Raw genomic sequence first — 22,313 nt, 5'->3', positions numbered from 1 at the left:
GCCAGAACGCCGAACAGGTCCGCGACGCCCTCCTGCACACCGTCGCCGCCCTGCCCACGCACTTGAAACGGTCGCTGACCTGGGACCAGGGCGTCGAAATGGCCCTGCACCACCAGTTCAGCCTCGCCACCGGCATGCCCGTCTACTTCTGCGACCCGCACAGCCCCTGGCAACGCGGCACGAACGAGAACACCAACGGACTACTCCGCCAGTACTTCCCCAAAGGCACCGACCTCGCCGCCCACGACCCCGAACATCTAGCCGCGGTCGCGGCCGAACTCAACAGCCGCCCCCGCATGACCCTCGACTGGGACACCCCCGCCGAACGCCTCGCTAAACTCCTCAACACCGACCGTGTTGCAACGACCCCCTGAAACCACCCGCCCAGGGAGATAGGGAGGAGGCTACGGCCATGTCAAGCCCAAGCGGTGACTTCTCCACAGACGGGAGACGGCCCCAAACCAAGTCGTCCACAGGAGGACCGGAAAAGCGGACCGGAAACGCAGACCCGCAGACGTGGACCGGAAACGCAGGCCGCAGAACGCAGACCCGCAGACGTGGACCAGAACGCAGGCCGCAGAACGCGGGCGGCAGAAACAGAAACGGCCGCGAGAGAGGGCTACCCCACTCGCGGCCGTATCAGGAAGCGAACATCAGGAACTGAACGTCAGGAAACGTCGGTCACCGGGCTGTCGGCGCCCTCGCCCAGCGGCACCACCACGAGCGGGCTCAACTGGCCGCTCTGGGTCTGGAACTCCAGGACCGGAATGTTCAGCGGCTGGTAGCGCGGGTTCACCGTGATCTCCATCGTGTCGGTCAGCTCGGCCACCTCCTTGCGCACGGCCGCCGCCGTCTTGACCAGGGCCAGATTCTCGGCCGGCAACTGCTGCTTGAACTGGTCGAACGTGGTGCCGGCGGGAATCTCACCGCTGGACAGCAGCACGTCGTAGACCTCGCGCAGGTCGTCGTCGGTGGCGTCGGGGGCGGACGACTGCACCTTCGTGCGCAGCGCCCGCAGCAGGCCGTCGAACTCGGCGTAGAGGCGGACGTATTCGGCGGACTGTGGCAGGCGCAGCTGGGTCGCGTAGTCACCCAGGGCCAGCTCGGCCGGCAGGGTCACACCCTCGCGCCGGGCGACGCCGGTGAGCACGTCGTGGCCGACCAGGGTGCGCACGATGTCGGCGCGCGTGATCGACATGGCCGGCGCCTCGGGCTGGTCGGCGGTCGCGGCGGTCAGCGCTTCTTCGGCGTTGTCCCAGACGTCCTGCACGCGGGCCTCGGTGACCTTGGCGCTGTCACCCACGTACGCGGCCACGGACGGCTCGGAGCGGCAGGCGGTGAGACCGGCCGTCGCGAGGGACGCAACGACGACGATGGATACGAGTCGGCGAGCACGCTGCATGGCGTTGACTCTCTCATGCGGGTTATGACTCAGGTCACCCGCCCCCGGGGAAACGATCACTTCGCCACCGCCGGGGCCGGCACCTCGCCCAGCACGTCCTTGAGCAGCTGGGCGCACCATTCCAGCAGGGCCTGGTCGCGCAGCGGCTCGCCGCCGACGCGCCGGGTGCTGGGCCGGGGCACGCTCACCTGGTCGGTCGCGTGCTTGTAGACCGAGTCGGGGTGGTAGCGCTTCAGACGCAGCTGCTTGGAGTCGGGCAGCGGCAGCGGCGAGAACCGGATGTGCTTGCCCTGCATCGAGACGTCGGTCAGGCCGTAGGCCCGGGCGGTCTGCCGGAACCGGGCCACCGCGATGAGGTTGGCGACCTGGGCCGGGGGCTCGCCGTAGCGGTCGGTCATCTCGGCCACCACCTCGTCGAGGTTCGCGGTGTCGCGGGCCTCGGCCAGTTTGCGGTACATCTCGAGGCGCAGCCGCTCGACCGAGATGTAGTCGACCGGCAGGTGCGCGTCGACCGGCAGATCGATCTTGACCTCGGGCTCCTCCTCGGGGCGCTCGCCCTTGAACGCCTGCACGGCCTCGCCGACCATGCGCACGTAGAGGTCGAAGCCGACGCCCTCGATGTGGCCGGACTGCTCGCCGCCGAGCAGGTTGCCGGCGCCGCGGATCTCGAGGTCTTTCATCGCCACGTACATGCCGGCGCCCAGTTCGGTGTGCTGGGCGATGGTGGCCAGCCGCTCGTGGGCGTGCTCGGTGAGCGGCTTCTCGCGGGGGTAGAGGAAATAGGCGTACGCGCGTTCGCGGCCCCGCCCGACCCGGCCGCGGATCTGGTGCAGCTGGGCCAGGCCGAGCAGGTCGGCCCGCTCGACGATCAGCGTGTTGGCGTTGGGGATGTCGATGCCGGACTCGACGATCGTGGTGCAGACCAGGACGTCGAACTCCTTCTCCCAGAAGCCGACCATCACCTTCTCGAGCTGTTCCTCGCTCATCTGGCCGTGCGCCACCGCGACCCGGGCCTCGGGCACCAGCTCGCGCAGCCGCCGGGCCGCCTTGTCGATCGACTCGACCCGGTTGTGCAGGTAGAACACCTGCCCGTCGCGCAGCAGCTCGCGGTGGATGGACGCGGCCACCTGCTTCTCGTCGTGGGCGCCGACGAAGGTGAGCACCGGGTGCCTCTCCTCGGGCGGCGTGGCGATGGTCGACATCTCGCGGATGCCGGTGATGGCCATTTCCAGCGTACGAGGGATGGGTGTGGCCGACATGGTGAGCACGTCGACCGAGGCCCGCAGCGCCTTGAGCTGTTCCTTGTGCTCGACGCCGAAACGCTGCTCCTCGTCGACGATGATCAGGCCCAGGTTCTTGAACTTGGTCGAGTTCGACAGCAGACGGTGGGTGCCGATCACGATGTCGGCCGTGCCGTTGGCCGCCTGTTCCAGGGTGAGCTGGGCCTCCTTGGGCGTCTGGAAGCGGGACAACTGCTTGATCGTGATGGGGAACTGGCCCATCCGGTCGGTGAACGTGTTGAAGTGCTGCTGGGCGAGCAGCGTGGTCGGCACCAGCACGGCGACCTGCTTGCCGTCCTGCACCGCCTTGAACGCCGCCCGTACGGCGATCTCGGTCTTGCCGTAGCCGACGTCGCCACAGATCAGGCGGTCCATCGGGACGGCCAGCTGCATGTCGTGCTTGACCTCGCTGATCGCGGCCAGCTGGTCGGGCGTCTCCTGGTAGGGGAAGGCGTCTTCCAGTTCGCGCTGCCACGGGGTGTCGGGGCCGAACGCGTGCCCCTGGGAGGCCTGCCGGGCCGCGTAGAGCTGGATGAGCTGCGCGGCGATCTCACGGACGGCCTTGCGGGCCCGGGCCTTGCTCTTCTGCCAGTCGGCGCCGCCCATCTTGTGCAGCGAGGGCGACTCGCCGCCGACGTAGCGGGACAGCTGGTCGAGCTGGTCGGTGGGCACGTAGAGACGGTCGCCGGGCTGGCCGCGCTTGGACGCGGCGTATTCGATCACGAGGTATTCGCGGTCGGCGCCGTTGACCGTGCGCTGCACCAGTTCGACGTAGCGCCCGATGCCGTGCTGTTCGTGCACCACGAAGTCGCCCGGCTTGAGCTCGAGCGGGTCGATCGTGTTGCGCCGCCGCGACGGCATCTTGCGCATGTCCTTGGTGGAGGCGCCGCGGCCGCCGCTGATGTCGTTGCCGGTGATGACGGCCAGGCGGGAGGCGGCGTCGACGAAACCGTGGTTGAGCCCGCCGCAGGTGATGAGCAGCTGCCCGTCCTCGATCGGCGTCTCGATCGAGTCGGCCGGGGTGACGCCCAGGCCGGCGTCGCGCAGCACCTCGGTGGCGCGCTGGGCGGTGCCGTGGCCCTCGAAGACCAGCGCGATGGCCCAGCCCGCGGCGGCCCACTCGTGCAGGTCGGCGGCGAGTTTGGCGGTGTCGCCATGATAGAGCGGCACCGGCTGGGCGGCCAGGGCCACCGCGTCACCCAGGTCGGGCGAGACCTCGACCGACGGCGCCTCGAGCCACGGTTGATCATTTTCTAAAGAAGAGGAAGGGGAATCAGACGAGGCCAGACCGAACGGCGACACCGTCCACCACGGCTGCGACAGGGTCGCGGCGTGGGCCCGTACGTCGGCAAGGGTTTTGAACGCCATGGCACCGACGTCGATCGGGGCCTGACCGCCGACGGCCGCCGCCGCCCACGACGCCTCGAGGAATTCGTCGGACGTGCGGGTGAGGTCGTGGGCGCGGGTGCGGATGCGCTCGGGATCGCAGAGCAGCACGTGGGTGCCGGCCGGCATGCAGTCGATCAGCAGCTCCATGCTGCCGGTGCCGTCGAGCAGCGCCGGGGCCAGCGACTCCATGCCCTCGACCGGGATCCCTTCGGCCAATTTGTCCAGAATTTCCGCTAGCTCGGGATGAGCGACAGCCAGGTCGGCAGCGCGCGAGCGGACCGAAGGGGTCAGCAACAGCTCGCGGCAGGGCGGCGCCCACAGCCGGTCGACCGGGTCGATCGTGCGCTGGTCGGCGACGGCGAAGGTGCGGATCTCCTCGACCTCGTCACCCCAGAACTCGACCCGGGACGGGTGCTCGTCGGTGGGCGGGAAGACGTCGAGGATGCCGCCCCGGACGGCGAACTCGCCGCGCTTGGTGACCAGGTCGACCCGCGCGTACGCCATGTCGGACAGACGCCGGGCGACGTCTTCCAGCTCGGCCTCGCCGCCGGCGGTCAGCTCGACCGGTTCGAGGTCGCCCAGGCCCTTGAGCTGGGGTTGCAGCAGCGAGCGGACGGGGGCGACGACCACCTGGACCGGCTCGTCACCGGGGTGGGCGAGGCGGCGCAGCACGGCCAGACGACGGCCGACCGTGTCGGAGCGGGGCGACAGCCGCTCGTGGGGAAGCGTCTCCCACGAGGGAAAGACGGCGACCCGGGACGGGCTGATCAGGCAGCCCAGCGCGTCGGCCAGGTCGTCGGCCTCACGGGAGGTCGCGGTGACGGCGAGTACCGGCCGGTCGGCGCCGCCGATCGCGGCCGCCCCGGCGACGGTGGCCACGACGAAGGGCCGCAGCGAGGCGGGCGCGGTGAGGTCGAGTGCGTCGGATTCGGCGAAGCCCCGGCGCGCGAGGTCGCGGGCACGCGCGAGACCGCGGTCGCGCAACGCGGCGGGGATCAGTCCGGAGAGCTGCATGCGTGGAACACCTCAAGCACGTCGAAAGACCCCAAACGCCCAATGGGGCGGGGGTACGACCTCAAGTTTAGTCCGGACCACCGACATTCACGGGTGCCCACACAACAACGCACACCATGTCCGACATACCCATCGATAACGGGGCAATAGTGGGCAGCGGCAGAAAGCATTCCCTGGGGAGGCAACGTGCGAATCCTGCTGCTCGTTACGGCGTTCAACGGTCTGAGCCAGCGGGCCTGGTGCGCGCTGCGTGAGGCCGGGCACGACGTGGGAGTGCAGCTTGCCACCAGTGCGTCCGACATGATCGATGCGGTGCGGGCCACGGATCCCGACCTGATCCTCTGCCCGTTCCTCAAGGACCGGGTGCCGGCCGAGGTCTGGAAGAACCGGCGCACGGTGATCATCCACCCGGGCCCGGTCGGCGACCGTGGGCCGTCCTCACTGGACTGGGCGATCGCCGAGCGGGCGCACACCTGGGGGGTCACGGCGCTGCAGGCGGTCGAGGAGATGGACGCCGGACCGATCTGGGCGACCCGCACCTTCGGCATGCCGGCCGCCGCTCCGCGCAAGTCGTCGCTCTACAACGGCCCGGTCGCGGACGCCGCCATGGACTGCATCTTCGAGGTGGTGGCCAAGGCCGCCGACCCGGACTTCGCGCCGGTTCCGGCCGATCACGCGCCGACCGAGACGCCCGGGGCCCGGCCGCGGCCGCTGATGACCCAGGACGACCGCGCGTTCGACTGGTCCGACCCGACCGAGCGGATCCTGCGCAAGATCCGGGCGGCCGACGGCGCTCCGGGTGTGCGGACCGAGGTCGGCGGGCTGCCGGTGTTCGCCTACGACGCCACGCCCGGCCTGGCGACCCGCACCAAGCGACCGGGCGCGCTGCTGAGCCGCCGTCAGGGCGCGGTGCTGGTCGGCACCGGCGACGGCAGCATCTGGCTGGGCCACCTGCGTGCGGCTGAGGCCAACCACGGGCGTACGGGAATCAAGCTCCCGGCCACCACGCTGCTCGGCGCTCGTCTGCGCGGGGTGCCGCACTCGCCACTGCCGGTCGGCACCGAGCCCGAGACCCCGAACGCCTACCGCCAGGTGCGCTACCGCCGGAGCGGGCGGATCGGCTGGCTGGCCTTCGACTTCTACAACGGCGCGATGGCCCCCGGGCACTGCCGCCGGCTGCTGGCCGGGCTGCGTCACGCGGCCGCCCAGGACACCGAGGTGCTGGTGCTGCGCGGTGGCACCGACGCGTTCAGCAACGGCATCCACCTCAACGTGATCGAGGCCTCCCCCGACCCGGCCGGCAGCGCCTGGGCCAACATCCGGGCCATCAACGAGGTGTGCCGCGAGATCATCACGTGCGCCCGGCAGGTCGTCATTTCCGCGTACGCCGGGAGCGCCGGAGCCGGTGGCGTCATGCTCGGCCTGGGCGCCGACATCGTGGCCGGCCGCTCCGGCATCGTCCTCAACCCGTACTACGAAATGGGTCTGTACGGCTCCGAGCTGCACACCTTCACCCTGCCCAAGCGGGTCGGCGCCGAGGGCGCGCAGCGGCTGGTCGACGACAAGCTCCCGGTGAGCGCCGACCACGCGGTCATGATCGGGCTGGTCGACGAGGTCGGGCCGCGGCACCCCGAGGCGTACACGGAATGGCTGACCGAGCTGGCCGAGCGCGAGAGTGACCCGCGCAGCGCCCGCCGTCGTCGTCAGGCCAAGGCCCGCAGCCTGGCCGCCGAGCGGGTGCCGCTGGAGGTCTACGAGGCCCGCGAGCTGGCCGAGATGAGCCGCGACATGTTCGGTGACCGGTCCGGTTTCGCCCAGGCCCGGCGCGACTTCGTCACCAAGGCGAAGCCGGCCGGAACGCCCGAGCGCCTGCAGCTGACCTCGCGCAAGACGACGGTGAGCCGGATCGCGCCCAAGGAACAACGGCAGCCGGTCGTGCGGCCCGCTGTGCCCCTGTCCGCCTGATGCGCAAGGTCCAGGAGAAGGTCCCGGCACCCCGGCGGCCGACCGGGCGGGTGCGTGTCAGTCCGGCGTTGCAGGCGGCCACGATGCTGCTGCCCGCGCGCTACAACTACAGCGCCTACAGCGTGCTCGCCGGTCCGGCCGATCCCGCGCCGGCCGAGGGCGAGGAGCCCTATCGCGTACGGATGAAGCGCCTGGCCCGGCGGCGCCCGTTCCTCACCGTCCTGATCACGCTGTTCGCGTTCGCCTTCGAGAGCACGTTCTTCGGGTGGCTGATCGCGTCGATCGTGATCCCGGACCGGTCGCTGAGCCTGGTGCACTACGTCAGCGCCATCGTGATGATCGGCGCGACCGCCACCATCGAGCTGTTCCGGCTGGTCAACGTGGTCACGCTCTGCCTGTCGACGCTGTGGGCGCGCGACCCGGTGCCGGTGGTGCCGGACACGACGATGCGCGTGGCGTTCCTGACCACGATCGTGCCCGGCAAGGAACCCGTGGCGATGGTCGAGAAGACGCTGCGCGCGGCCCGCAACGTGCGCTACGGCGGCACGTACGACGTGTGGCTGCTCGACGAGGGCGACGACCCCGAGGTGCGGGCCATGTGCGAGCGGCTGGGCGTCCGCCATTTCAGCCGCAAGGGCCGGGCCGAGTTCAACACCGAATCGGGCGCGTTCAAGGCGAAGACCAAGCACGGCAACTACAACTCGTGGGTCGAGGTGAACGGCGACGACTACGACGTGTTCGTGTCGGTCGACCCCGATCACGTGCCGCTGCCCAACTTCTGCGAGCGGCTGCTGGGCTACTTCCGCGATCCCGAGGTCGGGTTCGTGGTCGGGCCGCAGATCTATGGCAACTACGACAACCTGGTGACGCGCTGGGCCGAGTCGCAGCAGTACCTGTTCCACTCGCTGCTGCAGCGGGCCGGCAACCGGCGCGGGATCGCCATGCTGGTCGGGACCAACAACGCCGTACGGATCAAGGCTCTGAGATCGATCGGCGGGTTGCAGGACTCGATCACCGAGGACATGGCAACCAGCCTGGCCCTGCACGCGGCGAAGTGGCGGTCCGTCTACACGCCGGACGTGCTGGCCGTGGGTGAGGGCCCATCGGCCTGGACGGACTACTTCACCCAGCAGCACCGCTGGTCGCGCGGCACCGACGAGGTCGTCATGCGCAAGTTCGCGCGGCTGGCGTTCAAGCTCGGCCCGGGCCGCGCGCTGCACTACACGCTGCTGATGTCGTACTACCCGCTGACCGCGCTGGCCTGGCTGCTCGGCGCCGTCAACGCGTTCTGCTACCTGGCCCTCGGCGCCCAGGGCGTCTACGTCCCGCAGGAGGTGTGGCTGATGCTCTACATCGACGCCGCGCTGTTCCAGGTCGGGCTGTACGTGTTCAACCGCCGGCACAACACCAGCCCGCACGAGGAGGCGGGTTCGTCGGGCCTGACCGGCATGGTCGCGTCCACATTGTCCACACCGATCTACGTGTCGTCGTTCGTCGGCGCGCTGCTGCGCCGCAAGGCCGGGTTCGTGGTCACGCCCAAGGGCGACTCGGCCAGCCCGGACCGGCTCGCCACGTTCGCGCCCGGCCTGCGCTGGGCCGCGTTCTTCGTGGTGCTGCTGATCGTCGCCGAGATCACCGGTCACGTGGACAACGCGATGTTCGTCTGGCCCGCGCTCAACCTGCTCATCTGCCTGACCCCGCCGGCGATCTGGATCGTCCAGCGCCGCCGAAAAACCAAGGAGCCCGCTGTATGAAGCCCCGCCCCCGCCCCAGTCTCGCGCGCCGGATGGCCAGCGGAACAGTCGCGGTGGTGGTGCTCGCCGTGGTCGCGTTCGCGAACCGCCCGGTCCTCGCGGCCGGCACCGAGGCGCTGCACAACTACAACATCAACCGGCAGTCCTACAAGCAGAAGTACGGGCACTGGGCCAAGCTGCCCGTGCCCCAGGGCTTCCGGGTCAACGCGATCCACGCCGCCCTGCTCAGCACCGGCAAGGTGCTGATCGTGGCCGGCAGCGGCAACAACCGTGAGCAGTTCGAGGCGGGCACGTTCCGGACGGTCCTCTACGACCCCCGCACCGACGAGTTCAGCGAGGTCGACACCCCGACCGACGTGTTCTGCGCCGGGCACAGCTTCCTGCCCAACGGCAACCTGCTCATCGCGGGCGGCACCAAGTCGTACGAGGTGCTCGAGAAGGACGTGAAGCGGGCCGGCGGGGTCATGAAGATCAAGAACGAGTCGCCCGACCACGGCGCGCGCAAGTTCGTGAAGGGCACGACGTTCCGCTCGGCGGCCGGGCACGAGTACAAGAGCCGGCAGACGGTCACCGTCCCGGCCGCCCGCAAGGTGGTGCACGGGCCGCACGTCGCGATCACGGCGGGCGAGGTCGAGGTCTTCGTCGACGCCGTCCGCGCGGGAGACGCTTCCGTCGTACGGGACGGCGCGCAGTACCGGATCGAGGGGCTGACCGGCTCGGACGCCACCAACCTGTACGGCGTGTCCGACAAGATCACGCGGGAGAAGCAGGAGTACGGGGGTGACAAGACCTCGTACGAGTTCGACCCGCGCACCGAGCGCTACCAGCGCACCGGCGACATGGTCGAGCACCGCTGGTACCCGACCCTGGTCACGATGACCGACGGCGACGTGCTGGCGGTCTCGGGCCTGGACCAGTTCGGGCGCATCCTGCCCGGGCGCAACGAGGTCTACGACGCGAGCAAGCGCACGTGGTCGGAGTCGAAGAAGCACGAGCGCTACTTCCCGACCTATCCGAGCCTGCACCAGATGGCCGACGGCCGGATCTTCTACTCGGGCGCGAACAGCGGCTACGGTTCCGACCAGGAAGGGCGTACGCCGGGAATCTGGAGTCTGGACGACAACCGCTTCCAGCCCGTGCCCGGCCTGCGACAGCCCGAGCTCAACGAGACCGCCACCTCGGTGCTGCTGCCGCCGGCCCAGGAGCAGCAGGTGATGATCTTCGGTGGGGGCGGGGTCGGTGACTCGCCGATCTCGACCGCCCGTACGGACATCGTCGATCTCAAGGCCAGGAAGCCCGTCTACCGTCCCGGCCCCGACCTGCCCAAGCCGGCGCGCTACCTCTCGACCGTGGTGCTGCCCGACGACACCGTCTTCACCAGCGGCGGCTCGTCCGGTTACCGCGGCGGGCCGTACCGGGGTCAGACGCGCAGCGACCTGTTCAACGCGCAGTTCTACGTGCCTTCGACCAATTCCTTCCGTACGGCCGCCGAGTCGACGGTCGGGCGCAACTACCACTCCGAGGCGATCCTGCTGCCCGACGGCCGGCTCATCACGTTGGGCAGTGACCCGCTCTACGACCGCTCGGGCGAGGCGCCGGGCACGTTCGAGCAGCGGATCGAGGTCTACAGCCCGCCGTATCTGTTCAAGGGCGAGCGCCCGGTCATCGCGGACGCACCCGGCGAGGTCACCCGGGGCGGCGCCTTCACCGTGGCCACGCCGCAGGCGGACCGGATCCGGTCGGCCCGGCTGCTGCGGCCCAGCTCGGTCACCCACGGCACCGACACCGACCAGCGCTCGGTCGCGCTCGGTCTGAAGCGGTCGGCCGGCGGCCGTCTGGAGCTGCGGGTGCCCCGCGAGGCCGGGATCGCGTCGTCCGGCTGGCACATGCTCTTCCTCGTCGACGACCAGGGGCGGCCGTCGGTCGCCCGCTGGCTCAAGGTGCGGTGATGGCCGTCCGGGCCCGTCTGCCCCTGATCCTCGCGGCCTCGCTCGTCGGCCTCGGCACCCTCGCGGTCGCCGCCGGGGCCCGCGAGCGCGACCCCGAGGTAAGAATCCCGCACCCCCCGCACTCGGTGAGCCCGCACCTCTACGTCGACCCGACGGGTGCGGCCGTCTCCGCCGTGCGCTGGCTCGACCAGGCCGGCCGGACGTCGGACGCGGCCGTCGTGCGCCGGATCGCCGACCAGCCGACCTCGGTCTGGTTCACCGACGACTCCCCGGGCTACGTCGAGCGGGCGCGGCGGCTGGTCACCGCGGCCGCCGCCGCCCGGCGCACCCCGGTGCTGACGCTCTACAACATTCCGCACCGGGACTGCTCGGGGCATTCGGGGGGCGGGGCGTCCGACGCCGCGGCCTACCGGAGGTGGGTGACCGCGCTGGCCGGGGCCCTGCGCGGTCACCGCGCCATCGTGGTGCTGGAGCCGGACGCGGTGGCCCAGGCCGTCCGCGGCTGCCTCTCCCCGGCGCGGGTGGCCGAGCGCTACGGGCTGCTGCGGCACGCGGTGGCGGCGCTGCGGGCGAACCTGGCCGTGCACGTCTATGTCGACGCCGGGAACCCGACGTGGATCCCGGCCGGGCAGATCGGGCCCGCCCTGCGCCAGTCGGGGATCGGCACGGCGAGCGGGTTCGCGCTGAACGTGGCGAATTTCGAGACCACGGCGGACAACGTGGCGTACGGGAAAGTGGTCTCGGGTCTGCTCGGCGGCAAGCACTTCGTGGTCGACACCAGCCGCAACGGCAACGGGCCGGCCCAGCGCGGCGCCGGGGACCGCCACTGGTGCAACCCGGCCGGGCGCCGGCTCGGGCCCGCGCCCACGCTGCGGACGGGGCACACGCTGGTCGATGCGTACCTTTGGGTGAAACGTCCTGGGGAGTCCGATGGCGCCTGCGGGCCGGGTCAACCCCCGGCCGGCCAGTGGTTTCCCGCCTACGCGTACGCCCTGGCCCGGTGAATTCATTCCAGGGTCGTTACGTGAGACTTACCTCAATCAGCCCCCACATGGGGTACCGCCGATACGATCGGCGGAGTCGGGACAGCGCTGTCCTGGAGCACCTTTGAGGCGAAGGAGCGCCCCCGATGACTGACCAGCACGGCCACCTCGACCCTGACGGCCCCGACGCCGCCCTGCGCGCGGACATCCGCCGCATCGGCACGCTGCTCGGCCAGACCCTGGCCCGGCAAGAAGGCCGTCCGCTGCTCGACCTGGTCGAGGAGATCCGCGCGCTGGTCCGCCAGGACCCGCAGGCCGCGGCCGACCGGCTCGCCGCCATGGACGTCACGACCGGCACCAAGCTGGCCCGCGCGTTCTCGACCTACTTCCACCTGGCCAACATCACCGAGCAGGTGCACCGCTCGCGTGACCTGCGCCGGCGGCGCGCCCACGACGGCGGCTGGCTCGACCAGGCGGCCAAGCTGATCGCCGAGAAGGGTGTGCCGGCCGACGAGATCGCCGCGGCCGCCCGCCGGCTGGCCGTCCGCCCGGTCTTCACCGCGCACCCGACCGAGGCCGCGCGCCGCTCGATCCTGTCGAAGCTGCGGCAGCTGGCCGACGCGCTGGACGCCGAGGCTGCGGCCGCGGTGCTCTACGGCCAGACCGACACCACGGCCTCGACCCGCAAGTTCGCCGAGCTCATCGACCTGCTGTGGCAGACCGACGAGCTGCGCCTGGACCGGCCCGACCCGACCGACGAGGCCCGCAACGCGGTCTACTACCTCAAGGACCTCTATGCCGAGGCGGCCCCGCAGGTGCTGGCCGACCTGGCCGAGACGCTGCGCCAGCTCGGGGTCGAGACCGCGCCGACGGCCCGGCCGCTGACCTTCGGCTCGTGGATCGGCGGCGACCGCGACGGCAACCCGTTCGTCACGCCGGCCGTCACCCGCGACGTGCTGATGATCCAGCACGAGCACGGCATCCAGGCCACCGAGGCCGCGATGGACCAGCTCATCGACGTGCTCTCGGTGTCGCGGCGGCTGCGCGGGGTCTCGCTCGACCTGTCCGCGTCGCTCGCCAAGGACCTCGACAACCTGCCCGAGGTGGCGCCGCGTTTCCGCCGTACGAACGCCGAGGAGCCCTACCGCCTCAAGGTGCGCGCGATCAAGGCGAAGCTGGCGAACACCCGCACCCGGCTGCGCAACGGCACCGCCCACGTGCCCGGCCGCGACTACCTGGGCAGCGACGAGCTGATCGCCGACCTCGAGCTGATCCGGGCCTCGCTGGCCCGCAACTCCGGCCAGCTCACCGCGGTCGGGGTGGTCGCCACCGCGATCCGTACCGTCTCGGCCTTCGGCCTGCAGCTGGCCACGCTCGACGTCCGCGAGCACGCCGAGAAGCACCACGAGGTGCTGCAGCAGATGTACACGCAGGTCGGCGAGGTCGACGACTACGCCGCCCTCGACCGCAGCGACCGCACCAAGCTGCTCGCGGCCGAGCTGACCGGCCGGCGCCCGCTGTCCAGCGCCGAGACGCCGCTCACCGACTCCGCCCGCAAGACGTTCGACGTGTTCAACACGATCCGCGACGTGCAGGACCGCTTCGGCGCCGACGTCATCGAGACATACATCATCTCGATGACCCTGGGTGTGGACGACGTGCTGGCGGCGGCCGTGCTGGCCCGCGAGGCCGGCCTGGTCGACATCCACACCGGCCGGGCCCGGGTCAACATCGTGCCGCTGCTGGAGACCCCGGCCGAGCTCGACGCCGGTGGCGACCTGCTCGACGAGATGCTGTCGCTGCCGGCCTACCGCGCGATCGTGCGGGCGCGCGGCGACGTGCAGGAGGTCATGCTCGGCTACTCCGACTCGAACAAGGAAGGCGGCATCACCACCAGCCAGTGGGGCATCCACAAGGCGCAGCGCTCGCTGCGTGACGTGGCGGCCCGGCACGGCGTGCGGCTGCGACTGTTCCACGGCCGGGGCGGCACTGTCGGCCGCGGTGGTGGCCCGACCCACGAGGCGATCCTGGCCCAGCCCTACGGCACGCTGGACGGCGCGATCAAGGTGACCGAGCAGGGCGAGGTCATCAGCGACAAGTACACGCTGCCCGCCCTGGCCCGCGAGAACCTGGAACTGACGGTGGCCGCGGTGCTGCAGGCGACGCTGCTGCACACCTCGCCCTCGGTCGACCTCGAACGGCTGGCCCGCTGGGACGCCACGATGGACACCGCGTCGGACGCGGCGTTCGCGCAGTACCGCTCGCTGGTCGAGAACCCGGACCTGCCGGCCTACTTCTGGGCGGCCACGCCGACCGAGTTGCTGGGCGCGCTGAACATCGGCTCCCGTCCGGCCAAGCGGCCCAACACCGACGCCGGCCTGGGCGGTCTGCGGGCGATCCCGTGGGTGTTCGGCTGGACCCAGACGCGGCAGATCGTGCCCGGCTGGTTCGGCGTCGGCACCGGCCTCAAGGCGGCCCGCGAGGCCGGCCACACCGAGGTCCTGCAGGAGATGTACGGCAACTGGCAGTTCTTCAAGACGTTCCTGTCGAACGTCGAGATGATGCTGAACAAGACCGACCTGACGATCGCCCGGCGCTACGTCGAGACCCTGGTGCCCGAACACCTCCGCCCGATCTTCGACAAGATCAAGGAGGAGTACGAGCTGACCGTGCGCGAGGTGCTGGCCATCACCGGCACCACCGAGCTGCTGGAGAACCAGCCCGAGCTCAAGCGCACGCTGGACGTCCGCGACACGTACCTCGAGCCGCTGCACCACCTGCAGGTCGCGCTGCTGCGTCAATACCGCGACGCCGGTGAGGCCGACCGCCAGACCGTGGTGGCGCCGGGCTCACGCCGGGTGCCGTCCGACTCGACGGCCCTGGAGCGGGCGCTGCTGACCTCGGTCAACGGCATCGCCGCCGGCATGCGCAACACCGGCTGACCGCTGCTGCTCGACGCCGGCGCGGCCTTCGGGTCGCGCCGGCGTTCTGTTTTCCGGCCCGCGCCCGTATGCGCTTCACACCGTGCCGGTTTCGCTTCACATTCACGCCGCGCCGGTTTCGCTTCACACCGCTGGTAGGAACACCAGGTGCTGGTCGCGTTCCGGAATGTCGGTGACCTCGCAGGTGTGCGGCTGCGCCCCGATCCGCACCTCGGTGACGTCGAGCATGGTGGCCCGCAGAAAACCGACCGGCTCCTCGGCCCAGACCCGGGCGAACTCGGGGCTGTGCACGCGCAACTCGTCGACCAGATCACGCGTGACCGGGTCGTGCGGATAGCGTGCGCTCGCACTCCGGAGCCGGGCCGCCGCGAAACGGGACAGCGCGTCCAGCCCGGCCGCACCCCACACGTCGCCGGGCACCTCGGGACGGAAGCGGCGACGCGCGAGGTTGCGACGGTCCGGCGTGGTGGCGGCGAAATCCTCCAGCAGATCAGCGGCGGCCCGGTTCTGCCCGATGACGTCGAGGCGGGCGCTGAGGACCAGCACCGGGACCGGGTCGAGGCTCTGGATCAGCCGGCGGGTCCGCTCGCCGAGCCGCATGTCGGGTTCGGCCGGGCGGGGCGGGGCCTGGGCGGCCAGGTCGAACAGGTGCTGCGTCTCGCCGGCGTCCAGGTGCAGGGCGCGGGCGATGGCGGCCAGCACGTCGGCCGAGGGCTGGGTGCCGCGGGCCTGTTCGATGTTGGCGTAGTGGATCTCGGAGATGTGGGCCCGCTCGGCGACCTCGGAGCGTCGCAGCCCCGGCGTACGCCGTCGTCCCGGATCGCTCGGCCGGGTGCGTTCACGACGCGTACGCAGAAATTCTCCGAGGGCCGCGCGGTTCATGTCCCCAGCTTGTCACCCGGCCCCGCCCGGCCCGCCGGTTCCGTCGATCACGCGGGGCGGCGGGCAGAGTGGCGGGGCCGGGCGGCGGTTCAGCTCAGCGGATGCACGATCAGCTCGCGGATGTGGACGTTGCGCGAGCGGGCCGTCGCGTCCGCGATCGCGTCGGCGATGTCGGCGGCGGAGAGCGCGTTCATCTGCGCCTTGTGCTCGGCCAGCATAGTGCGCCATTCGTCGTGCAGAATCCGGTCGCCCAGCTCACTGTCGGTGACTCCCGGCTCGACGTTGGTCACCCGCAGACCGCGGTCGGCGAACTCGGCCCGCAGACTCGCCGCCAGCGCGCTCACCCCGGCCTTGGTCACCGAGTAGACGCCGAATCCGGGCGAGAACTGCCGGGCGCCGAGCGACGAGACGATCACCAGGTCGGCGTTGCCACCCGCGTCGGCGGCGGTCAGCAGCTGCGGCAGAAAGACACGGGCCGTGTCGAGCACGCCCATCACGTTGAGCGAGAGCATGGTCGCCCACTCGTCGCGGCGCCCCTCGGCGAACGGCGCGACGAGCATGACACCCGCATTGGCGACCACGAGGTCGGCCGGCCCGAACTCGGCTTCGACGGTCTTCGCGGCGGCGTCCAACGCGGACGGATCGGTGACGTCGACGGTCAGCGGCAGGGCGGCGTCGCCGATGGTGGCGGCCACCTCGGCGAGGCGGTCGGCCCGGCGGGCCAGCAGGGCGACCCGGGCGCCGTCGGCGGCCAGGCGGACGGCCGTGGCGGCGCCGATCCCGGAGGAGGCGCCGGTGACGACGGCGACGCGGCCGTCCAGAGGTTTCGATGAAGACATGCGACCGATCGTGGCCGCGGTCCGCGGGGGCAACCAGGTACAGGGAGTATGTGGATCGTTTGCGACATCGACGGGGTTGAGGTTATGGTCCGTGGGAGCGCTCCCAGATCCCCCGTCCCCTCCCCGATGGAGCATCGATCCCCCATGCGCAGATGGAGAATCCTCGCCGGCGTCGCCGTCGTGGCCGCCGCCGCAACGGTGGCCACGGTCGTCGCCCTGCCGGCCAGCGCCGAGACCGCCGCCTTCACCGTCACCAACTCGTGGAGCACCGGCTATCAGGCCCAGGTCGAGGTGAAGAACACCAGCTCGTCCCCCATCACCACCTGGCGGGTGCAGCTCACCCTGCCCGCCGGCACCACGGTCGTCAACTCCTGGAACACCACCCAGTCGGCGTCGGGCTCGACGTACACGTTCACGCCGGCCGGCTGGAACGGCACGCTGGCGGCCGGGGCGTCGACCTCGTTCGGGTTCGTCGCCAACGGCACCGGCCGCCCCACGTCGTGCCAGGTCAACGGCGCTTCCTGTGACGGTTCGTCCACACCGACCACTCCCCCGACGACGACGCCCACCACACCTCCCACGACCCCTCCGACCACCACTCCGCCGACCGGCACCACCCCGGTGGCGATCAACGGGCAGCTCCGCGTCTGCGGCACCAAGCTGTGCAACCAGAACGGCAAGGCCATCCAGCTGCGCGGCATGAGCACGCACGGCCTGCAGTGGTTCGGCAAGTGCTACAACAAGAACTCGCTGGACGCGCTGGCCAACGACTGGAAGGCCGACCTGCTGCGCATCTCGATGTACGTGCAGGAGGGTGGCTACGAGACCAACCCGGCCGGCTTCACCTCGCAGGTCAACGGCCTGGTCGACGAGGCCGGGGCGCGCGGGCTGTACGCCCTGGTCGACTTCCACACGCTGACGCCGGGCGACCCGAACTACAACCTGGCCCGGGCCAAGACGTTCTTCAACGAGGTCTCGGCCCGCAACGCGAACAAGAAGAACATCATCTACGAGATCACCAACGAGCCCAACGGCGTGAGCTGGGCCGGCATCAAGAGCTACGCCGAGCAGGTCATCCCCGTGATCCGGGCCAACGACCCGGACGCCGTGATCGTCGTCGGCACCCGCGGCTGGTCGTCGCTGGGCGTCTCGGAGGGCGCCAACTCCGGCGAGATCACCGCGAACCCGGTCAACGCGAGCAACATCATGTATGCGTTCCACTTCTACGCGGCGTCCCACCTGGACAACTACCGCGCCGAGGTGCAGCGCGCGGCCGCGTCGCTCCCGCTGTTCGTCACCGAGTTCGGCACGGTGACCTACACCGGCGGCGGCCAGGTCGACCTGGCCAGCACCGGCACGTGGCTCGACCTGCTCGACCGGCTGCAGATCAGCTACGCCAACTGGACATACTCGGACGCCGACGAGAGCAGTGCCGCTTTCCGCTCCGGCACCTGCAACGGTTCCGACTACGGCAGCGGCGTCCTGAGCCAGTCGGGCACCTACCTGAAGAGCCGCATCAGCACGCCGGACAACTTCTGACCGGCTGAGATCCACGTGTGCCCCCGGGTTCCCACCAGCCCGGGGGCACACGTGTCACTGCTTGACGGTCAGACGTTCGGCGATGATCAGGGACGGGCGCGTCCAGGCCGCGAGCAGCGCGTCGAGGTCGGGGGTCTCGGCCAGGAACCAGCCCGAGTGGAACGTGCCGGTCGGCCAGCGCAGCGTCTGTGAGAGCCGGTTCACCTGGGTCAGACGGGGGTCCAGGGCGAGCCGCTTCGAGACGAAGACGTCGGTGCCGAGCTGGCGGCCGACGGAGAGGGCGGCCGGGGTCGGGGTCGAGCCCTCGGAGTGCAGGACGGCGTAGGCCGGGTCGAGGGCCGTGCAGCACGCCTCCAGATAGCGCAACACCACCGCCTGCCGGGCCTCGGCGGCCGCGCGCTCGTCGTCGTCCCACAGCGGCCGCGGCACGGCGAACGCGCCGGCTTCCACCGTCACCTCGACCGGATGCCGTTCGGCCGGGGAGTCCTCGCCGGGGGTGGCCTCGAACGAGATCGCCGCCGGGCCGGCGCCGGGCAGGTTCATCGCCACCCGGTAGCCGCCGCCGTCGCGCAGGCAGCGCCGCACCTCGCGGGCCGACCGGACACCGGCGTAGTCGATCCCGGCCGCGCCCGGCACCCGCGAGAACTCCAGCCCGGGCGGACCGTGGAACATCGCCCCGCTGTAGGTGGCGCCGTTCTGTTCCAGGACGTCGCCGACCGCGGCCAGCGCGGGCTCGTCCATCGGGCGGTCGAACCAGAGGCCGAACGACAGGAAGACCCCACCCGGCCACATTGACGTGAGTCCCATGTCCTTCAGAACGCTCCGACCCCGTCACAGGTAATTCTGTGAAGGAGCTGAGAGACCCCCTACGGTCTCTCAGGGTTTAACCGGATCCGGGCAGGTGCGGCCAGTTCTTAGGCTGAGCCTGTGACCATCATCGCGACACAGTCGCTCACGAAGACGTACGGGGGCGGGGTCACCGCCCTCAGCGAACTCACCGTCGGCGTCGAGGCGGGCGTGATCGGGCTCGTCGGCGCGAACGGTGCCGGCAAGAGCACCTTTATCAAGATCATGCTCGGTCTCACCGAGCCCACCAGCGGCGACGTACGGGTGTTCGGTCTCGATCCGGTGACCGAGACCGACCAGGTGCGGGCCCGCGTCGGCTACATGCCGGAGAACGACTGCCTGCCTCCCGACGTCTCGGCCGCCGAGTTCGTCACCCATCTGGGCCGGCTCAGCGGGCTGCCGAAGACGGCCGCACGCGAGCGGGCCTCCGAGGCGCTGCGGCACGTCGGCCTCTACGAGGAGCGGTACCGCCAGATCGGCGGCTACTCGACCGGCATGAAGCAGCGGGTCAAGCTGGCCCAGGCCCTGGTCCACGACCCCGACCTGCTGCTGCTCGACGAGCCGACCAACGGCCTCGACCCGGCCGGCCGCGACGCCATGCTCAACCTGGTGCACCGCATCGGCAACGAGTTCGGCATCTCGGTCGTCGTCTGCTCACACCTGCTGGGCGAGGTCGAGCGCATCTGTGACTCGCTGATCGCGATCGAGGGCGGGCGCCTGCTGCGGGCCGACCGCATCTCGGCGATGACGGCCGCCTCCGACATCCTGGCCGTCGAGGTCAGCGAGGGCACCGACGAGCTGGCCGCGGCCCTGACCCGGCTCGAGCTGCAGGTGACGCGCGAGGGGCGGCTGCTGCTCGTGCCGCTCAGCTCGGAGAAGGCGTACGACGAGATCCTGCGCGCCGTGGCCGAGCTCGACCTGCCGCTGCACCGCCTGGACCAGCGACGCCACCGGGTGGCCGAGCTCTTCACCACGAAGGAGACCGCCGATGTCTGATGCGGGCGTCATCCACGACATCGGATACCAGCGGTACGAGGGCCCGCGCCTGGGCCGCTCCGCGGTGTTCGCCTCGATCTACCAGCACGGCCTGCGGGCCTCGTTCGGGTTGGGCCGCTCGGCCAAGGCGAAGATCTTCCCGTGGCTGGTGGCCGGCATCGTGCTGCTGGTCGCGGTGATCAACGCGGCCGTCAAGGCCCAGGCCAACATCATCCTGTTCGACTACTTCTCGTTCGACGACACGATGAGCTGGCTGGTCATCTTCTTCGTCGCGATCGTCGCCCCCGAGCTGGTCTCGCGCGACATGCGTTCGGGCGTGCTACCGCTCTACTTCAGCCGGCCGCTGCGCGCCTTCGACTACATCGGGGCCAAGTTCGCCGCGCTCGCCACGGCGGTGTTCATGCTGCTCGGCGTGCCCCAGCTGATCATGTTCCTGGGCGGGGCGTTCACCACCGACGACGGCGCCAAGGGCGTCTGGAACGAGTTCCTCGACCTGCTCCCGGGCTGGGGTTACAGCCTGCTCTGGGCGCTGCTGTTCGCGTCGATCAGCCTGCTGGTCGCCTCGATCACCGGCAAGCGCGCGTTCGCGGCGGGCGGCATCGTGGCCGTCTTCCTGATGACCGCACCGGTCGTCGGCGTGCTGAGCATCCTGCCGTCGCAGACCGCGCAGCACCTGGCCGGCCTGGCCAGCCCGATGTCGCTGCTCACCGGCGTGCAGTCGTGGCTGCGCGGCAAGAACGACCTCGGCATCGACATCGGCGACTTCGGCGTGATCTATGGCATCGAGCTGTTCTGCCTGGTCACGGCCGCCCTCCTGCTGTTGCTGGCCCGCTACCGGAAGGTGGCCTCGCTGTGAGCACCGTGGAACTGCAGAACGTCTCCCGCTGGTACGGCAACGTGGTCGCCGTCAACGACATCAGCATGACCCTGCAGCCGGGCGTGACCGGCCTGCTGGGCCCGAACGGCGCCGGCAAGACCACGGTGCTGCACATGATGGCCGGCTTCCTCGCCCCGTCGAAGGGCACGGTCACCATCGACGGCTCGCCGACCTGGCGCAACCCGGGCATCTATCGCGAGCTGGGCCTGGTGGCCGAGCGCGAGGCGGTGCACGGCTTCCTCACCGCCTACGAGTTCGTGCTGGCCTGCGCCAAGATGCAGAAGCTGCCCGACCCGGCCGCCGCCACCCGGCGCGCGCTCGAGCTGGTCGAGATGACCCCGGCTCAGGACCGGCGGATCGACACCTTCTCCAAGGGCATGCGGCAGCGCACCCGGGTCGCCGCCTCGCTGGTGCACGAGCCGCGGGTGCTGCTGCTCGACGAGCCGTTCAACGGCATGGACCCGCGCCAGCGCATGCACATGATGGAGCTGCTGCACCGGCTGGGCGACCAGGGCCACACGATCCTGTTCAGCTCGCACATCCTGGAGGAGGTCGAGCAGCTCTCCGGCCTGGTCCAGGTGATCGTGGCCGGCCGGCTCGCGGCCTCGGGCGACTACCGCCGCATCCGCCGCCTGATGACCAACCGGCCGCACGTCTTCGCCGTGCAGAGCTCGGACGACCGCAAACTCGCGGTGGCGCTGATCGGCGAGAAGTCGGTGAGCGGCATCGAGATCGAGGCGACCGGATTGACCGTACGGGCATCCGACTACGGCAGCTTCACCCGCGCCCTCCCGCGCATCGCCCTCGGCGAGGGCATCCGGCTGCGCAAACTGCTGCCGTCCGACGAGTCGCTGGAGAGCGTCTTCTCCTACCTGCTGGAGGCATGATGTCCACGGTCGCCTACATCACCGCACGCGGTCTGTTCGGCCGCCGGCGCGTGCTTCTGCTGCTCCCGCTGCCCCTGTTGCTGGTCGGTCTGGCGCTGATCTGCCGGGCCTACGACGTCGACCCCGACCAGTGGGGTCAGGCGGTTGTCGTCGGGCTCGGCCTGGCCGTGGTCCTGCCGGTCATCTCGCTGATCGTCGGCACCGGCGTGCTCGGCTCCGAGGTCGACGACGGCACGATCGTGCACATCCTGACCAAGCCGCTGGCCCGCCGCGACATCATCCTGGCCAAGCTGATGGTGGCGGCCGGGGTGAGCGCGCTGACCTCGGCGATCCCGCTCTTCGTGGCCGGGGTGCTGGCCGATTCCGTACGGTTCGGTCTCGCGCTCGTGGTGGGCGCGGTGGCCGGCGCGATCGCCTATTCGGCGCTGTTCCTGCTGCTGAGCCTGCTGACCCGGCGGCCCGTGCTGCTGGGCCTGGCCTACATCCTGGTGTGGGAGGGGCTGCTCGGCCGGTTCGTCAGCGGCACCCGGGTGCTCTCGATCGAGCAGTACGTCATCACGATCGCCGACAAGATCGCCCCGACCGGCATGCTCGACGGCAAGGTCTCGGTGCCGGTGGCCATCGTGATGAGCGTCCTCTTCGCCATCGGCGGGACGATCTATGCGGTCAACCGCCTCGGATCGTTCAGCGTGGCCGGCGAGACGAGCTGACCCGCGACGGCGAGGCAGGCCGGCGAGACGAGCTGACCCGCGACGGCGAGGCAGGCCGG

At 70.6% G+C, this 22,313-nt stretch carries 16 protein-coding genes; 11 read left to right on the top strand and 5 right to left on the bottom strand.

The window, feature by feature from the left end:
- On the top strand, positions 1 to 374 hold a 374-nt coding region (locus JIG36_RS27550; protein ID WP_203379282.1), incomplete at its 5' end, for an IS30 family transposase.
- Positions 375 to 667: 293 nt separating this feature from the next.
- On the opposite strand, the gene JIG36_RS27545 is transcribed toward JIG36_RS27550, so the two are convergent.
- Both JIG36_RS27545 and mfd read right to left on the bottom strand, forming a co-directional pair.
- A complete protein-coding gene (locus JIG36_RS27545; RefSeq protein WP_203379281.1) occupies positions 668 to 1,402 on the bottom strand; it encodes a hypothetical protein in 735 nt (244 codons plus the stop codon).
- A gap of 56 nt (positions 1,403 to 1,458) precedes the next feature.
- On the bottom strand, positions 1,459 to 5,085 hold the full coding sequence (gene mfd, locus JIG36_RS27540; RefSeq protein ID WP_203379280.1) for a transcription-repair coupling factor: 3,627 nt from the start codon (positions 5,083 to 5,085) through the stop codon (positions 1,459 to 1,461).
- A gap of 186 nt (positions 5,086 to 5,271) precedes the next feature.
- On the opposite strand from mfd, the gene JIG36_RS27535 reads away from it, so the two are divergent.
- From JIG36_RS27535 to ppc, 5 genes are all read left to right on the top strand, one after another.
- Positions 5,272 to 7,050 (top strand): hydrogenase maturation protein, encoded by a 1,779-nt coding sequence (locus JIG36_RS27535; RefSeq protein ID WP_203379279.1) that lies wholly within the window; start codon positions 5,272 to 5,274, stop codon positions 7,048 to 7,050.
- Positions 7,050 to 8,804 (top strand): glycosyltransferase family 2 protein, encoded by a 1,755-nt coding sequence (locus tag JIG36_RS27530; RefSeq protein ID WP_236048293.1) that lies wholly within the window; start codon positions 7,050 to 7,052, stop codon positions 8,802 to 8,804. Before JIG36_RS27535 ends, JIG36_RS27530 begins: the two co-directional genes overlap by 1 nt.
- Complete coding sequence (glxA, locus tag JIG36_RS27525) at positions 8,801 to 10,753, top strand: radical copper oxidase GlxA (protein ID WP_203379278.1); 1,953 nt, start codon at positions 8,801 to 8,803, stop codon at positions 10,751 to 10,753. Before JIG36_RS27530 ends, glxA begins: the two co-directional genes overlap by 4 nt.
- Positions 10,753 to 11,757 carry a glycoside hydrolase family 6 protein gene (locus tag JIG36_RS27520; RefSeq protein ID WP_203379277.1) on the top strand — a complete coding sequence of 335 codons (1,005 nt, stop codon included), beginning with the start codon at positions 10,753 to 10,755 and terminating at the stop codon, positions 11,755 to 11,757. The genes glxA and JIG36_RS27520 overlap by 1 nt, the downstream gene beginning before the upstream one ends.
- A gap of 125 nt (positions 11,758 to 11,882) precedes the next feature.
- A complete protein-coding gene (gene ppc / locus JIG36_RS27515; protein WP_203379276.1) occupies positions 11,883 to 14,678 on the top strand; it encodes a phosphoenolpyruvate carboxylase in 2,796 nt (931 codons plus the stop codon).
- Positions 14,679 to 14,801: 123 nt separating this feature from the next.
- Here the strand turns inward: ppc and JIG36_RS27510 are convergent, their stop codons facing one another.
- Both JIG36_RS27510 and JIG36_RS27505 read right to left on the bottom strand, forming a co-directional pair.
- The gene (locus JIG36_RS27510) at positions 14,802 to 15,560 is read right to left on the bottom strand and encodes a helix-turn-helix domain-containing protein (RefSeq protein ID WP_203379275.1); all 759 of its coding nucleotides are present in this window, start codon (positions 15,558 to 15,560) and stop codon (positions 14,802 to 14,804) included.
- An 89-nt stretch (positions 15,561 to 15,649) separates the two neighbouring features.
- Positions 15,650 to 16,399: an SDR family oxidoreductase gene (locus JIG36_RS27505; protein ID WP_203379274.1), complete on the bottom strand. Its 750-nt coding sequence runs from the start codon at positions 16,397 to 16,399 to the stop codon at positions 15,650 to 15,652.
- Between the two features lie 144 nt (positions 16,400 to 16,543).
- On the opposite strand from JIG36_RS27505, the gene JIG36_RS27500 reads away from it, so the two are divergent.
- Positions 16,544 to 17,938 (top strand): cellulase family glycosylhydrolase, encoded by a 1,395-nt coding sequence (locus JIG36_RS27500; protein WP_203379273.1) that lies wholly within the window; start codon positions 16,544 to 16,546, stop codon positions 17,936 to 17,938.
- Between the two features lie 54 nt (positions 17,939 to 17,992).
- Here JIG36_RS27500 and JIG36_RS27495 read toward each other — a convergent pair whose 3' ends face one another.
- On the bottom strand, positions 17,993 to 18,745 hold the full coding sequence (locus JIG36_RS27495) for a hypothetical protein (protein WP_203379272.1): 753 nt from the start codon (positions 18,743 to 18,745) through the stop codon (positions 17,993 to 17,995).
- Between the two features lie 120 nt (positions 18,746 to 18,865).
- On the opposite strand from JIG36_RS27495, the gene JIG36_RS27490 reads away from it, so the two are divergent.
- The 4 genes from JIG36_RS27490 to JIG36_RS27475 are packed head-to-tail and all read left to right on the top strand — an operon-like array spanning position 18,866 to position 22,254.
- A complete protein-coding gene (locus JIG36_RS27490; RefSeq protein ID WP_203379271.1) occupies positions 18,866 to 19,780 on the top strand; it encodes an ABC transporter ATP-binding protein in 915 nt (304 codons plus the stop codon).
- Positions 19,773 to 20,636 carry an ABC transporter permease gene (locus JIG36_RS27485; protein WP_203379270.1) on the top strand — a complete coding sequence of 288 codons (864 nt, stop codon included), beginning with the start codon at positions 19,773 to 19,775 and terminating at the stop codon, positions 20,634 to 20,636. The genes JIG36_RS27490 and JIG36_RS27485 overlap by 8 nt, the downstream gene beginning before the upstream one ends.
- Positions 20,633 to 21,544 carry an ABC transporter ATP-binding protein gene (locus JIG36_RS27480; protein ID WP_307872932.1) on the top strand — a complete coding sequence of 304 codons (912 nt, stop codon included), beginning with the start codon at positions 20,633 to 20,635 and terminating at the stop codon, positions 21,542 to 21,544. Before JIG36_RS27485 ends, JIG36_RS27480 begins: the two co-directional genes overlap by 4 nt.
- The gene (locus tag JIG36_RS27475; RefSeq protein WP_203379306.1) at positions 21,544 to 22,254 is read left to right on the top strand and encodes an ABC transporter permease; all 711 of its coding nucleotides are present in this window, start codon (positions 21,544 to 21,546) and stop codon (positions 22,252 to 22,254) included. Before JIG36_RS27480 ends, JIG36_RS27475 begins: the two co-directional genes overlap by 1 nt.
- Positions 22,255 to 22,313 lie beyond the last annotated feature (59 nt).

Source organism: Paractinoplanes ovalisporus (genome assembly GCF_016834655.1).
Taxonomy (GTDB): domain Bacteria; phylum Actinomycetota; class Actinomycetes; order Mycobacteriales; family Micromonosporaceae; genus Actinoplanes; species Actinoplanes ovalisporus.
This window is presented reverse-complemented; position numbering and strand designations above follow the sequence as displayed.